At 61.8% G+C, this 14,982-nt stretch carries 10 protein-coding genes; 7 read left to right on the top strand and 3 right to left on the bottom strand.

What is annotated here, in order from left to right; translation table 11 throughout:
- The first annotated feature begins 8 nt into the window (after positions 1 to 8).
- From BMX94_RS01830 to BMX94_RS01805, 6 genes are all read left to right on the top strand, one after another.
- Positions 9 to 1,622, top strand: coding sequence for a mannitol dehydrogenase family protein (locus tag BMX94_RS01830; RefSeq protein ID WP_091002784.1), 1,614 nt, complete (start codon positions 9 to 11; stop codon positions 1,620 to 1,622).
- Positions 1,623 to 1,637: 15 nt separating this feature from the next.
- Positions 1,638 to 2,735, top strand: a complete 1,098-nt coding sequence (locus tag BMX94_RS01825; RefSeq protein ID WP_091002782.1) for a mannonate dehydratase — start codon at positions 1,638 to 1,640, stop codon at positions 2,733 to 2,735.
- A gap of 5 nt (positions 2,736 to 2,740) precedes the next feature.
- Positions 2,741 to 4,159: a glucuronate isomerase gene (gene uxaC, locus BMX94_RS01820; protein WP_091002780.1), complete on the top strand. Its 1,419-nt coding sequence runs from the start codon at positions 2,741 to 2,743 to the stop codon at positions 4,157 to 4,159.
- 266 nt (positions 4,160 to 4,425) lie between these two features.
- The gene (locus BMX94_RS01815) at positions 4,426 to 6,378 is read left to right on the top strand and encodes a glycoside hydrolase family 2 protein (RefSeq protein ID WP_218138435.1); all 1,953 of its coding nucleotides are present in this window, start codon (positions 4,426 to 4,428) and stop codon (positions 6,376 to 6,378) included.
- Positions 6,379 to 6,507: 129 nt separating this feature from the next.
- Positions 6,508 to 9,522, top strand: coding sequence for a glycoside hydrolase family 3 N-terminal domain-containing protein (locus BMX94_RS01810; RefSeq protein WP_218138434.1), 3,015 nt, complete (start codon positions 6,508 to 6,510; stop codon positions 9,520 to 9,522).
- Between the two features lie 79 nt (positions 9,523 to 9,601).
- A complete protein-coding gene (locus BMX94_RS01805; protein ID WP_091002890.1) occupies positions 9,602 to 11,212 on the top strand; it encodes an MFS transporter in 1,611 nt (536 codons plus the stop codon).
- Between the two features lie 283 nt (positions 11,213 to 11,495).
- Here BMX94_RS01805 and BMX94_RS01800 read toward each other — a convergent pair whose 3' ends face one another.
- Entirely contained in the window at positions 11,496 to 12,875 is a 1,380-nt protein-coding gene (locus BMX94_RS01800) for a Na+/H+ antiporter NhaC family protein (protein ID WP_177171283.1), read from the bottom strand.
- A gap of 182 nt (positions 12,876 to 13,057) precedes the next feature.
- On the opposite strand from BMX94_RS01800, the gene BMX94_RS01795 reads away from it, so the two are divergent.
- Positions 13,058 to 13,999: a LysR family transcriptional regulator gene (locus BMX94_RS01795; protein ID WP_091002773.1), complete on the top strand. Its 942-nt coding sequence runs from the start codon at positions 13,058 to 13,060 to the stop codon at positions 13,997 to 13,999.
- Between the two features lie 222 nt (positions 14,000 to 14,221).
- Here the strand turns inward: BMX94_RS01795 and BMX94_RS01790 are convergent, their stop codons facing one another.
- The gene (locus tag BMX94_RS01790) at positions 14,222 to 14,497 is read right to left on the bottom strand and encodes a DUF4160 domain-containing protein (RefSeq protein WP_091002771.1); all 276 of its coding nucleotides are present in this window, start codon (positions 14,495 to 14,497) and stop codon (positions 14,222 to 14,224) included.
- Positions 14,497 to 14,763: a hypothetical protein gene (locus BMX94_RS01785; protein WP_091002769.1), complete on the bottom strand. Its 267-nt coding sequence runs from the start codon at positions 14,761 to 14,763 to the stop codon at positions 14,497 to 14,499. Before BMX94_RS01785 ends, BMX94_RS01790 begins: the two co-directional genes overlap by 1 nt.
- Positions 14,764 to 14,982 lie beyond the last annotated feature (219 nt).

Raw genomic sequence — 14,982 nt, 5'->3', positions numbered from 1 at the left:
GATTCCCCATGTTGTCCCTCAAGCAGTGGAGTAGCCAACGCGATCAGTTCGAGGCAGCCGGGATCCAGCTGCCCGCAGGCGACGTCGATGCCATCCGCAAAACCGGAAGCGAGCAGCCCTCGTGGATTCACGTCGGAGGCGGCAACCTCTACCGCGCGTTCCACGCGGCAATCGCCCAGGACCTCATCGACGCGGGCAAGCTGGACAGGGGCGTCGTCGTGTTCGAGACGTTCCGCCCCTTCACGGTCGACGAGCTCTACCACCCCTTCAACTGCGACATCCTCCAGGTCGTCATGAAGTCCGACGGCTCGCTTTCCGAGCGCGTGCTCTCGTCGACGGCGGACGCCCTCTTCGCGAACGCACAGCGCCCCGAGGACTGGGAGCGCGCGAAGTCGTTCTTCAGGAGCCCTGTCCTGCAGCTCGTCACCGTCACCATCACCGAGAAGGGCTATGGGCTGAGAAACGCGGACGGTTCCTTCTCGAAGGCAGCCCTCGCGGACTTCTCCGCTGGCCCTGCCGCACCAACGACCACCATGGCCACCTTCGCTGCGCTCCTCCTCGAGCGCTTCGACGCCGGCGCCGCTCCAATCGCCATGGTGTCCACGGACAACTTCAGCCGGAATGGCGAGCACTTCCGCTCCGCCATTCTCGACGTTGCCAAGGCATGGCAGCAGGCGGGCCACGTTAGCCAGAGGTTCGTCGACTACGTCTCCGACGAGTCGCGCGTGAGCTTCCCCTGGACCATGATCGACCGAATCACGCCCAACCCCTCGACCGAGACCGAGCGCGCCCTTGCCGAGCAGGGCTTCTCCGACCTTCCCCTCATCTCCGCGGGACACTCGACGTTTGCGGGCTTCTCGAACACCGAGGAGGCGCACTACCTGGTGGTCGAGGACTCCTTCCCCAACGGAAGGCCCGACCTTACCGCCGGTGGCGTCATCCTCTGCGACCGTGCGACGGCAGAGGCGGCGGACACTATGAAGGTCACCGCGTGCCTCAACCCGCTCCACACCACGCTTGCCGTCTATGGCTGCCTGCTCGGCTACACGCGCATCTGGCAGGAGATGGAGAACCCGGATCTCGCCTCCCTCGTCCGTCACATCGGATACGACGAGGACCTGTCCGTCGTGGTCGACCCCAAGGTCATTGACCCCAAGTCCTTCATCGACGAGCTCCTCTCGCGCAGGCTTCCCAACCGTGCCCTTCCCGACGCCCCCCAGCGCATCGCCACGGACACCTCGCAGAAGGTACCCGTGCGCTTTGGCCACACGCTCGCGGCCTACCAGGAGAACCCCAGCCTCGACTCAGCGTCTCTCACCTACATTCCCCTTGCCATCGCCGGCTGGCTTCGCTACCTGCTGGGAGTCGACGATGCGGGCAACGCCTTCGAGCCCAGCCCGGACCCGCTGCTCGAGCAGCTCCAGTCGAAGCTCTCCTCGCTCTCCCTGGGCTGCACGGATGCGGCCTCCGTCCATGATGCGGTCGCGCCAATCCTCTCGAACAAGGAGATCTTCGTCGTGGACCTCTACGAGGTGGGCCTTGGCGAGAAGGTCGAGGGCATGCTGCTCGAGGAGCTGGCCGCTCCCGGTGCCGTCGCCGCCACCATCAAGAAGTACCTCTAGGAAAGGACCATCCTCATGAAGATGACGTTTCGCTGGTACGGGGAGGGGTCCGAGAAGATCGCCCTCCAGGACATCCGACAGATCCCAGGGGTCTCCGGCATCGTGGGCTGCCTCATGGACATCCCGGTGGGGGAGGTTTGGCCCGAGGAGGACATCGCCGCACTCGTGGCGCAGGCCCATGCGAACGGTCTCGAGCTCGAGGTCATCGAGTCGGTGAACGTCCACGACGACATCAAGGCCGGACTCCCCACGCGTGACGCCTACATCGAGAACTACAAGCAGACCATCCGCAACCTTGCCAAGTACGGCATCAAGGTCATCTGCTACAACTTCATGCCCGTCTTCGACTGGGTGAAGTCCGACCTCGACTACCGCCTCCCCGACGGCTCGAGCACCCTCTGCTTCAAGGGCGAGAACATCCCGGACGACCCCAACGTCCTTCTCGACCGCTATGCGCACGGCACGGACGGCTTCGTCCTTCCCGGCTGGGAGCCGGAGCGCCTGGCCCAGATTCGCCGCCTGTTCGAGATCTACCGCGACGTCGACGAGGACGCCCTCCGTGCGAACCTGGTCTACTTCCTCAAGGCGATCATGCCCACCTGCGAGGAGTGCGACGTGAAGATGGCCATCCACCCCGACGACCCGCCCTACAGCATGTTCGGCCTGCCGCGCATCATCAAGAACCGCGAGGACCTCGACTGGCTCTGCACGAGCGTTGACAGCCCCTACAACGGCATCACCCTCTGCTGCGGCTCGATCGCCGAGGAGCCTTCGAACGACGTCTACGCCGTTCTCGACGAGTTCAGCCGCCGCGGCCGCATCCACTTCGTGCACATGCGCAACATCAAGTACCTTGCGCCCGGTGTGAACAAGGACTTCTACGAGGCGCCGCACCTCTCCAGTGAGGGCTCGCTGGACGTCTGGCGCATGTGCCGCGCCCTCTTCAAGAACGGCTTCGACGGCTACATCCGCCCCGACCACGGCCGTATGATCTGGGGCGAGACCGGACGTCCCGGCTACGGCCTCTATGACCGCGCCCTGGGCTGCACCTACATCAACGGCATCTGGGAGACGCTCGAGAAGGACGCTGCCGCGGCTTCGAAGGAGGCGTAGCGAGGATGTTCATGGACGAGGACTTCCTGCTTTCAACCGAATGGGCTCGCAGGCTCTACCATGGGCATGCCGAGGGCAAGCCGATCGTTGACTACCACTGCCACCTCGACCCGCGGCAGGTCTTCGAGGACGCTCGGTTCGAGGACCTCTCCCAGGTCTGGCTGTTCGACCACGGCGCGGGAGACCACTACAAGTGGCGCCTCATGCGCGCGAACGGCGTTCCCGAGCGCCTCATCACCGGGGACGGGGATTCGTACGAGAAGTTCCTCGCCTACGTGCGCACCATGGAGCGTGCCCTCGGGAACCCGCTCTACGAGTGGAGCCACCTCGAGCTTCGCCGCGCCTTTGGCATAGACCTCACCATCTGCGAGAAGAACGCGCCCCAGATCTGGCGCCGCGCCAACGAGCGCATCGCGCAGCCGGACTTCTCGGCGCGTGGTCTCATCCGCTCGTTTGGGGTCCGATGCATCTGCACCACGGATGACCCGGTGAGCGACCTATCCTGGCACCAGAAGCTGGCGGCCGAGAAGGGCCCCGGCTTCAAGATGCTCCCAACCTTCCGTCCGGACGCGCTCATGGCCGTCGAGGCGCCGGGCTTCTCGGCATACGCGCAGCGGCTCTCGCAGGCGTCTGGGATCGAGGTTTCCGACTGGGCATCCCTCAAGGCTGCCGCGGCCCAGCGCGTCCAGGCATTCCACAAGGTCGGTGGCCGCCTGGCGGACCATGGCCTCAATTCCTTCAGGTTCGTCCCGTTCACGGACGGGCGGGTGGCGGCAATCGCCGCGCGGGCGCTTTCCGGGGAGCCCATCTCCTCTGAGGAGGCGGACGCCTATCGCAGCGCGCTCTCGCTCTTCCTCATGGGCGAGTACGAGAAGCGCGACTGGACCCTCCAGCTGCACATGAACGTGATTCGCAACGCCAACACGCACGGGTTCCGCTCCCTTGGGGCAGATGCCGGCTTCGACTCCGTCGGCGACCAGCCTGGGCTCGTTACCGAGGTCGCCTGTCTGCTCGACGCGGCAAACGTGGAGGGAGCGCTCCCACGGACGATCCTTTACTCGCTTGACGAGTCGCAGTGGATGGCGCTTGCCACGCTCATGCAGTCCTTCCAGGGCGGCGTGCGCCAGAGGCTGCAGCTGGGCTGTGCATGGTGGTTCTCGGATTCCCTTGCCGGCATAGAACGGCAGCTTACGGTGTTTGCCCAGGAGAGCCTGCTTGCCAACTTCACGGGCATGCTCACCGATTCCCGCAGCTTCCTGAGCTACCCGCGTCACGAGTACTTCCGCCGGGTCCTCTGCCGCACGCTTGGGCAGTGGGTCGAAGACGGGCGCATCCCCGCAGACGAGGAATGGCTCGGCGGGATCGTCGAGGGCATCTGCTACCGGAACGCCCGCGACTACTTTGGGTTCTTCGAGCAGGCTTAGGGTCTATGTGATAACTGGTATATAAGATTTTTCAGACAACTGCACTCAAGCCGAGCGATGCACTAGTGCGAAGGTTGCGTCGCCCGGCGTTTTTTCTCTGCCTATCTGATAGTTTGCTAGCATTGCGTACGAGATCTTTGAAACTGCTACCGCCCATAGGCAAGTAACAACCGTTCACCGAGGATTCATGCCTTCCTCAAGATGACAATCATTCTACGATAACTGATATACTAGTATTACAGTACGTGATGGAGATTGGAGGAGCCGTGCGTAGATACGAAAGCCTCGACAAGGGCTGGACCTTCCACGGACCGGATGGAACCGTCACCACGGTGGACGTTCCCCATACCTGGAATGCGCAGGACGGCCAGGACGGTGGTAACGACTACTGGCGCGGCACCTGCCAATACGAGCGTGCTTTCAAGACGCCCGAGGGTTTCGACCCCTCCCGTGACGTGGCCTACCTGGAGTTCGACGGCGTGAACGCTAGCGCGGACGTGTCGGTGAACGGAAGCGCGCTCTGCCACCACGACGGAGGCTACTCTCGCTTCCGCGTCAACGTGACTGCGGCGCTCGGGCGGGCGGGGGAGGGGAACAGCCTCACCGTCGCTGCCGACAACTCCGTGAATGACAGAGTCTACCCCCAGAAGGCGGACTTCACCTTCTACGGCGGCATCTACCGCAGCGTGCGCCTCGTTATCGCGAACGCCACGCACTTCTCGCTCGATCGCAACGGTGGCCCGGGCATCGCCGTGACCCCCACGATCAAGGATGGCGAGAAGGACGCGAGCCTTCGCGTCCAGACGTGGGTTGACGGCCCGGATGCGGTAGCCGCAACGGTTCGCGTCCGCGTGCTTGACGCGAGCGGCGCGGAGGTCGCAGCGGGCGAGGGCACAGACGTCGTTCTCGCGCTCCTCAACGCCCATCGCTGGGACGGTATCTCCGACCCCTACCTTTACACTGCGGAGGCAACGCTCGTCTCGCCGGACGGCGAGGCTCTTGACCGCGTCGATTGCCGCTTTGGCGTGCGCAGCTTCTCCTATGACGCGCACAAGGGGTTCTTCCTCAACGGTCGCAGCTACCCATTGCGCGGCGTCTCTCGCCACCAGGACCGCAAGGGGATCGGCAACGCCCTTACCCCGGCCATGCACGAGGAGGACATCGACCTCATCAGCGAGGTGGGCGCCAACACCGTGCGACTTGCCCACTACCAGCACGACCAGCACTTCTATGACCTCTGCGACGAGCGTGGGCTTGTGGTGTGGGCGGAGATTCCCTACATCTCGGAGCATCTCGCGAACGGCGACGAGAACACCCGCAGCCAGATGAACGAGCTCATCACCCAGAACTACAACCACCCATCCATCGTGTGCTGGGGCCTCTCGAACGAGATAACCATCTCGACGCATGACAAGAAGGCCATGCTCGCCAACCATCGCGCGTTGAACGACCTTGCGCACAAGATGGACGAGACCCGCTTCACCACCCTTGCCTGTTACGCCATGTGCGGCCCCTTCAACCGCACCGCGTTCGTGAGTGACGTGGTGAGCTGGAACCTCTACCTTGGCTGGTACGTTCCCGGCCTCTGGCTGAACGACCTCTGGTTCGGCTTCTTCCACCTGGTGCACCCCAACCGCACGGTGGGCATGAGCGAGTACGGCTGCGAGGCCATGCCCAACCTGCATTCCGAGCACCCGCGCCGCGGGGACCACTCGGAGGAGTACCAGTGCGTCTACCACGAGTACATGCTGAGGTTCTTCGACAGGCATCCCTACCTGTGGGCCACCAACGTGTGGAACATGTTCGACTTCGCGGCGGACGCGCGCAACCAGGGCGGCGAGCCCGGCATGAACCACAAGGGCCTTGTGACCTTCGACCGCAAGACTAAGAAGGACGCCTTCTACCTCTACAAGTGCTGGTGGAACCCCGAGCCCATGGTCCACATCTGCTCCAAGCGGTTCGTCGACCGGGCACAGGGCAAGATCCGCGTGAAGATCTACTCAAACCAGCCGCAGGTCACGCTCGTCGTGAACGGCCAAGAGGTGGCCACGAGGGCGTGCGACAAGGTCTTCGAGTTCGACGTCTCGCTCGAGGCGGGCGAGAACCACATCGAGGCACGCGCCGGGGACCTCTCCGACGAGGCGACCTTTAGGAGGGTTGACACCCCGAACCCCGCCTATAGCCTGCATGGCAAGGGCGGCGGAGGCAACTGGACGTAGGAGGCCTTCCGTTCCAGTGTGGGGCTGCAAGCAGCTAGTGCGGATATGAGGGAAGCGGCAATTCAAGGAGGAAATTGCATGTTGAAGAAAGCCCAAAAAAGAGGACGTCGACCAAGGAAGCCAAGAGTAGTGCTCTTCAGCATCCTGTCCGTATTTACGGTGTTGGTGGCACTCATCTTCCTCGTTGGGGCGCCCATGGTAGTACGTGGTTACGAGACCATCTTTAACGTGTATACAAATACGGATACCACGAGCGTTAGCCCTAAACCCTCAGAAGGGGAGAACCAGTACTTCGAAGCCTCCTATTCAGATGAGGACCGCGCTAAGGAAGAGGCGAAGGTCGGCGAGCAGGTCGAGGCAGAGGGGGCCGTTCTGTTGAGAAACGAGAACGAGGCCCTGCCCCTGCCTTCCGGGAGTAAGATCAGCCTCTTCAGCAGGTCATCTGTAGACTTGCTGTATGGTGGCACCGGATCAAGCTCCTCTGATGCCTCTAGCTTCCCGACTCTTAAGGATGCCCTTGCGCGTGAGGGCATCGAGATCAACGACACCCTATGGAACTTCTACACGTCCGATGACATCGCGTCCACTTACAAGCGCTCCATCGCGGACGTGAAGACCTCGAGCGACAATCCCGAGGTCGCCCTTCCCCAATTTGGCGCAAACGAGGTTCCATGGCAGACCGTCCTCGACGGCGCGGGCACTTCCTTCAGCGACTATGGGGATGCCGCCGTATTTGTGGTCAGCCGCTCCGGCGGAGAGGGTGCAGACCTCCCCGACGCAGACGAGTCCCTTGGCATTTCCTATAACAGTGGGGTTGATGGCGACTACCTTCAGCTCTCCCCAGAGGAAAAGGACACCCTTGCGGGTCTTAAGCAGCTCAAGGACGAGGGCGTCTTCAAGCGGATAATCGTGCTGTTCAACACTTCGAACGCCCCAAGCTGCGACTTCCTGTTCCCCGACGTGTGTGGCGTTGACTACGGTATCGATGCGGCGGTCTGGATTGGCCTGCCTGGTCAGTATGGCGTATATGGCGTGGCGGATGTCGTTTCTGGATCCGTAAACCCCTCAGGCAGCCTTGTCGACACCTATGCGATGAATGCGCAGTCGAGTCCGGCGACAAGGAACCTGTATGGACAGCCCTACGCTAACGCCGATGATGCTGGACTGCAGTATCAGGCTGAGGGAGGTCGCCCGTACTATGACGTCAACAACACGTATAACGTCTATCAGGAAGGCGTCTATGTAGGGTACAGGTACTATGAGACCCGCTACGAGGACTATGTTCTCAAGCAGGGCAATGCGGGCGACTATGACTACTCGTCAACGGTTGCGTTCCCGTTCGGCCACGGACTTTCGTATACCACGTTCGACTACTCTGACTACGAGGTCACTAAAACCGAAGACGGGTTTGACGTAACGGTGACCGTCACAAACAACGGATCTGTTGCGGGCAAGAAGGCTGTGCAGGTGTATGCACAGAGTCCCTACACCGATTATGACAAGCAGAATGGTGTCGAAAAGTCCTCTGTGGCGCTCGTGGGCTTCTCAAAGACGAAGCTGCTTCAGCCAGGGGAGTCGCAGACGGTGACCATCTCCGTCGACTTGGATGACCTCGCTTCCTATGACTCCAACGCTGCCAAGACGTACATTCTTGATGCTGGTGACTACCTCATCACGGTTGCCGATAACGCCCACTCCGCAGTTAACAACTTCCTTGCAGCAAAGGGTTACACCCCCGATAGCACCAACGGTTCAATGACGAGCAATGGCGATTCCAATCTCGTCTACACCTGGAATAACCCCACGTTTGATGCCGACTCTTGCTCGACGAGCAAGGCAACGGGGCAGAAGGTCACCAATCTCTTTGACGAGGCGGACCCCAACAAGAGCTCTGTCTCTCCCTCGAAGGTCACGTGGCTGAGCAGGTCCGACTGGACCGGCACCGCTGCCTCGACCCAGAAGGGATGGATCGCATCCGACGCTCTGGTCGATACTCTTAGGTATACCACCTATGAAAAGGGATCCATCAGCAGCGAGATGCCTGTCACGGGTGCCAAGAATGGGCTGCAGCTAATTCAGATGCGCGGGCTTTCCTACGATGACCCGGCGTGGGAGTCCCTCCTCGACCAGCTGAGCGTGGACGATATGGTCCGACTTGTGGCATGCGGATTCCACCAGACCAACACCGTTGCGAGCGTGGGCATGCCGATGACACGCGAGGAAAACGGTTCGACTGGCCTCACCGCGTCAATCCTTGGTGGTAACTCTGCAACGACCTACACCTCTGCCGATGTCATGGCTGCGACCATGAATACAGAGCTCATTAACGAGATGGGCGCCCTAATGGGAGAGGACTTCCTCGTCAATGGCTACAACGGCGTTTATGGCCCCGGCATCAATGTGCACCGTACCCCTTACGGCGGCCGCAACTTCGAGTACTACTCCGAGGATCCGTTTGTCGCTGGCGAGATTTGTGCCGCAGAGGTGTCCGGCATCCAGTCGAAGGGAACCATGGTCTTCATTAAGCACGTTGCCCTCAATGATGCCGAGACCTACCGCATGGGCATTGGCGTCTGGGCAAACGAGCAGGCGATGCGCGAGGTCTACCTTCGTTGTACCGAGAAGGCAATTACCGAGGGTGGCGCACAGGGCATCATGAGCGGCTTTAACCGACTTGGTGCTGAGTGGTGCGGAGAGTCAAAGGCACTCATGACTGACTATCTCCGCAGCGAGTGCGGTCTCCAGGGGATTTCAATCACCGATATGAGCGCAATGTCCCGCTACATGGATACGCCCGACGGCCTTCTCGCGGGAACTGACCTCTGGGACAACATGATGTACAACCGCCTGCGCGGTCCTGAGCTCGAGGCTTTCGATGATGATCCTGCTGTCGTTAACGCCATGCGCGAAGCTTCTCACCGCATCATGTATTCGGTCGTGAACTCCAACGCGATGAATGGCATTGGCGAGAACTCGAAGGTGTCGTATGCCATGCCGTGGTACTACTGGATTCTCTACGGAATCGGCGCCGTCTTTGCGCTGCTCTCGTTCCTGAACATCAGACGTCTCGTCAAGGGCGTGAAGATGAGGCGTGCCATCCGCGAGACTGCCGAAGAAACGGCTGACAGCTCGACCAGGTCTTAGTCCCCTCTCTTTGCCGCCCACGCATTCTTTGCGTGGGCGGCCCCGAACGCAACGTCAGTACCATGTGAAAGTGAGAATGATGGCAAGCAAAGAAGGCCAGAACCGCCAAGATGGCTTGGAACCCGGAGCGGGCGAGACGTCTCTCAATCGCGCGAAGCTCTACCAGCTCGTGCTGTTCCCGTTCAACAACGGCGCGACGAACGTGTACTATGTCCTGCTCATGAACTACATCGCCTACTACGCCGAGGGCGTGCTGGGCCTGCTCCTTGCCTTCGCGACGACCATGGTGACGGTCACGCGGGCGCTCGACGCCTTCATCGACCCTGTCGTGGGCATGCTCATCGACTGGACGCAGACACGCTTTGGCAAGTTCCGGCCGTTCATGGTCCTGGGCAACGTGGTCATGATCGTGAGCTCTCTGTGCCTCTTCTATGGCACGAGGCTCATCCCCGCAGACGCGACGGCGGCAAAGTACGTGGTCTACACCCTCTTCTACATTTTGCTCATGGTGGGCTACTCCATCCAGACGTCCTGCACGCGCTCGGGACAGACCTGCCTTACGAACGACCCCAAGCAGCGCCCCACGTTCACGCTCTTCAACACGATTGCGTCCCTGGTTGGCATGGGCGTGACCATGGCGGTGGCAAGCCTTGTCGGCGGCGTCGTTGGCTTTAGGACCGAGGAGTTCTTCAACATCCTCATCCCGCTCGTGATTTGCCTCTCTGCCGCGCTCACCGCCCTTGCGGTTGTTGGCATAGCCGGCAAGGACCGCCCCGAGTTCTGGGGCCTGGGAGGCAAGAGCTCGAAGACGCAGCTCAAGGTCCACGACTACGTGCAGATCTTCAAGCACAACCACGAGCTCAAGCGCCTTATCGTTGCCGCGTCCGGCACCAAGTTCGCCTTCGCCGTGGCAACGAACACCAGCGTGGGCATCCTGCTCTACAGCTGCATGATGGGCAACTACAACGGGCTCTACCTGCCCATGTACGTCCTGGGCTACGCCTTTAGCGCGCCATTCTTCCTGGGAGGGCTTCGCCTCTCGCAGAAGGCCGGCCAGAAGAAGACGCTCGTCACCTTCACGAGCATGGCGCTTCTGCTCTACCTGGGCGTCTGCGGTCTGCTCATGGCGTGGCAGCCCGGCAACCCCGACCTCACGCTCTCGATCTTCTCGACCGACGGCGGCTTCCACCTCACGCTCAATGCGTACACCATCGCGTTCATCGTGCTGTACGGCCTTGGTTACGGCGCGTACTATTCGACGGCCGATATGGCCATCCCGATGATCGCCGACGTCTCGGACTACGAGATGTTCAGGTCCGGCAACTATGCTCCCGGCGTCATTGGCACGCTCTTCTCGTTCGTGGACAAGCTCGTGAGCTCGCTTTCCACCACGGTCGTGGGCATCGCCCTTCTCGCCGTGGGGCTCAATCACCTGCCGGACACCACGACTGCCTACGTTCCCGGCATGAAGGGGCTGACCATCGTCCTCTTCTGCGTGATCCCGATGATTGCCTGGGTGCTCACACTTGTTGCCATGAAGGGGTACAGCCTCACAGGCAAGCGCATGGAGGAGATCCAGGCCGTCAACGGTACCCGAAAGGCGGCCATCGAGGCGGGCATGCCCGTCGAGGAGGCAATGGAGCGTTGGAGCAGTGCCGAGGACGTTGTGGGGGCTGCTGCCGAGAAGTAACGGCCCGACGTCGCCCTTGTCTTCTCCGCTTTCGAGGTGTGTTAGTGCCCTCCGGCGCCCTGTTGACGCCGGAGGGTACGTTTATGCAACGACTGTGTACGGGACCTCAGCTTCGGCGAGAATTCGGCGCCGGAAGGGGTGTTTCGTACGTGATTGCCTCGGGAACCCCTGCTGCGGCGTCAATTCCTCGCCGGAGGGCGCGTCTCGTACGGAAACCCGTATGAAACCCCTGCTTCGGCGTCATTTCTTCTCCGGAGGGCGCGTCTCGTACGGAATCCCGTATCTACGCCGCGGCGGGCATCCTCCGCACGTCGTCGGCGGGCGTGAGGCCGAGGAGCTGAGCGGGTTTGCTGTCGGGAAACTCGGGGCGCCTGCGCTGCCAGATGCTTATCGCCAGGGTCCATAGCGGCAGCAGGTAGCAGAACGTCGCCGCCACGATGCTCAGTGCCGGTGCCCCCACGCTCGAGAGCACGGCTATGTTGGAGATTGACCACGGCACGAGCGGGCTCACGATGACCACGCTGTTCTCGAGGTCAAGCGCAAGGGCACTTCCCGTGCCCTCGGTGCGGCGGCACAGCTGGTCGGTGAGCATGATGGCAAGCGTCTGGTTGCACGCGACCATGCACGAGACTACGCTCGTTGCCAGCACCCCCATGAACGGGGTGGAGCGGCGCGAGAAGCCCGTGACTACGCCTACGGCGCCGTCGAGCAGCCCCGTCCTCTTGAAGATGCCCGCATAGGTGGACGAGATGCCCACCACGAGCGTCACGTTGGCCATCGAGACGACCCCGCCGCCGTCGATGAGTGGCGCCACCGCAGGGTCTGCGACGTGGTAGCCAAAGACGAGAAGTTGTGGCAGGTCAGCAGGCGAGACTCCCTGCACACCAACGCACACCACACATGCCACGCCCAGGCTCGCAGCCATGGCAACCAGCACGTTCACGCGGGCGAGCGAGAGCGCCACGACCAGCGCCGCCGGGAGGATCACAAGCCAAGAAAGCGAGAACTTCTCGGCTAGAGCCGCCGCTACGCCTGCTGCGTTGGGACCTCCCTTTGCCTGCATGCCCATCGCGAGGTACGCAGCGCAGGCGACGAGAAACGGCACGAGGCCGGTCCGCAGCATGCGACGCACGTTGTCGTAGAGACTCGTGCTCGTGAGCTTTGACACCAGGACGGCGCTTCCCGAGAGCGGGGAGCAGCGGTCGCCAAAGTAGCAGCCGGCGAGCACCGCGCCACCGGTGACCAGCTCGTCTGCTCCCATGGCGTGTGAGACGGCCATGCAGATGACGCCCATCGTGGCTGCCGTGCCAAAGGCCGTGCCCATGAGGAGCGACATGAGGCAGCAGAGGAGAAACGCCGCAAGTACGGCGGCGGACGGCTGGATGAGAGAGGAAGACCAGCTCACGATCGCAGCGATGGTGCCGGAGGCGCGCCATGACGCGGCGAGCGCACCGGCAATCACAAAGAGGGCGAGCATGGAGGCAACGGAGCGCATGGATGACGCGCCGGCACGCAGCAGCTCGGGGAGTCTGGTGCCATGGCGTATGCCGTAGGCGAGGAAGAGCACAAACCCGGCTGCGAGTATTGCTGCCAGGGGAACCCCAAAGGCAGTGCCCGCCACGAGCATTCCCGCAAACACCCCAAGCGTTGCCGTCTCTGCCATGTCCCTCGTCCTTCTCAGCGCGTCCTTCCAAGGCATGAGAAACACTATGGACGCATGACAACCAAGTCAAACTGATTAATATGGTATGAATCACTAAATCATTTTGTAATATGGACTCAGCAGGAAAAACGCGCAGTGGCGGTGCTGCTGCATGCATGAATTGTGCTGAGGGGTGCTGAGTCGTGAACTTTCAGACCATGGACTACTTCGTCGCCGTCGCAGAGGAACGAAGCTTCACGCGTGCGGCTGGCCTCATGCACGTGAGCCAGCAGACCCTCTCGGCAAGCGTTGCCGCCGCCGAACGCGAGCTTGGGGTGAAGCTCGTCGAGCGCACCGTCCCGCTCTCGCTCACCTACGCGGGCGAGGAATATCTCGCCTATGCGCGACGCTTCCAGGCCGAGCAGCGCGCCATGGGCCAGGAGTTCCGCGACATCGCGCACAACGACCGAGGCAGGATCCGCGTGGGTGTCACCGCCACGCGCGGCCACATCATCATGCCGCGCGCCATTGCCATGTACCAGCGGGCGCACCCCCACATCTCCATCGCGCTCTTCGAGGGCGAGAACGACGAGCTTGTCGAAGAGCTGGGGGAGGGCCGGCTCGACATGGTCGTGGCCACCGTCGCGGAGCGTGTACCAGGCCTCGAGGTACACCAGCTCTTTCGCGAGGAGGTCGTGCTCATCGTTGCGCGGTCTCTGCTCGAGGACCTCTACGGCGAGGAGGCGGAGCGCGTGGCCGCAGCCTGCGAGGCCACGGGTTCGATAGAGGGGCTTGCGGCTTGCCCGTTCCTTCTCATGGGCGAGAAGGACGTACCCGGCGAGTTCTCGCGGCGCAAGCTTGCCGAGGCGGGCATCTCGCCCGAGGTGCGCGTGGTGTCGAAGAACTCCGAGACGCTCATGGCCCTGGCGTTGCGCGGTGTGGGGGCGTGCTTTGTGCCCTCCGAGCTTGTCGCCACCTCCTTCGCCGATCCCGAGGCGGCTGGCATGCGCGTCATTCACCTGGGAGAGGAGATGAGCTATCCGCTCTCGGTGGCGTGGCGCTCCGCAGGCCACGTGTGGTCTGCCATTCTCGGCTTTGACCAGGTGCTCCGCCAGCAGTTTGCCGACGGGTCCAGGATGACGTAGGAAGCTGGCTGGGTTGTCGCGGGGGCAAGCCCCGCCGCCGAGGCTCTTCTCGCCCTAGCGGTGCCGCGGCGATACCGCGGCGATACACATTCGTGCACGAATCTGTATCGCGCGCAGGTCGATACAGGTTCGGCATACGAATGTGTATCAATTTGTGTCAAGTCGACTCACACGCCCGTCACATTAGCAGCCGGCAAGGTGAGCAGGTAGCCCGCATTTCAATTACTGATAGAAGCGAGGCTCAATCCCCTCGTAAAACTCCACCCATTTGCTCACGATGTAGGCGTGGTTCTGGACGATAAAACGCTGGATGTCTCGTAGGTCCCTCTTCGAGAGGTCGCCTGGTCGGGCAACGATGCACCCGCCGTCATTGGTCAACCAGAATTTGGCGTCACCGTCTGCTGGGCGTCTTACGCCAACATGCACATGGATTGGCTCGTTATTCTCGCCAGCCCAAAAGTACAGCACGAATGTGCCAAAGACGAGTATCTTTGGCATTATGCGATGTTCCTCTCGCCTGAGTGCCGCTCGGCCATATCGAAGATGAGGGGGGCGTTGTTGTGCAAGAAGTCCGTGAGAAACTCAAGCTCGGTCGTTGAGAATCCATCCACGTCCTTCCAGCGGCACTGGGGGAGAAGGCATTCCGCTGAGTCGAGACCCCCATCTCTTGGGCGCTCGACAACCACGCGAACCGTCCCATCGGCCCGAGTGGCTGAGCAGGCTATTCTCGTCTCGTCATCTAAGCGGGCATATTCCCACAGCATGGCGGCCTCCTTCCGAAACTAGGAAAAGCATACCCAATGCCGCGCCATCTTTCTCGTCGCTGCCGAATTGCCGCGGCGATACACATTCGTGCGCGAACCTGTATCGCGCGCAGGTCGATACAGGTTCGGCATACGAATGTGTATCGACAGCCCAGGAGAGATGTATCGGCATCCCAGAGGTGTATCGGCAACTCAGATGGCGCGGCGCCGGCAGGGGAG

This window comes from Olsenella sp. KH3B4 (assembly GCA_900111695.1).
Classification (GTDB): domain Bacteria; phylum Actinomycetota; class Coriobacteriia; order Coriobacteriales; family Atopobiaceae; genus Tractidigestivibacter.
Note: the sequence above shows the minus strand (reverse complement) of the source record. Positions and strands in the feature narration are given on the sequence as shown.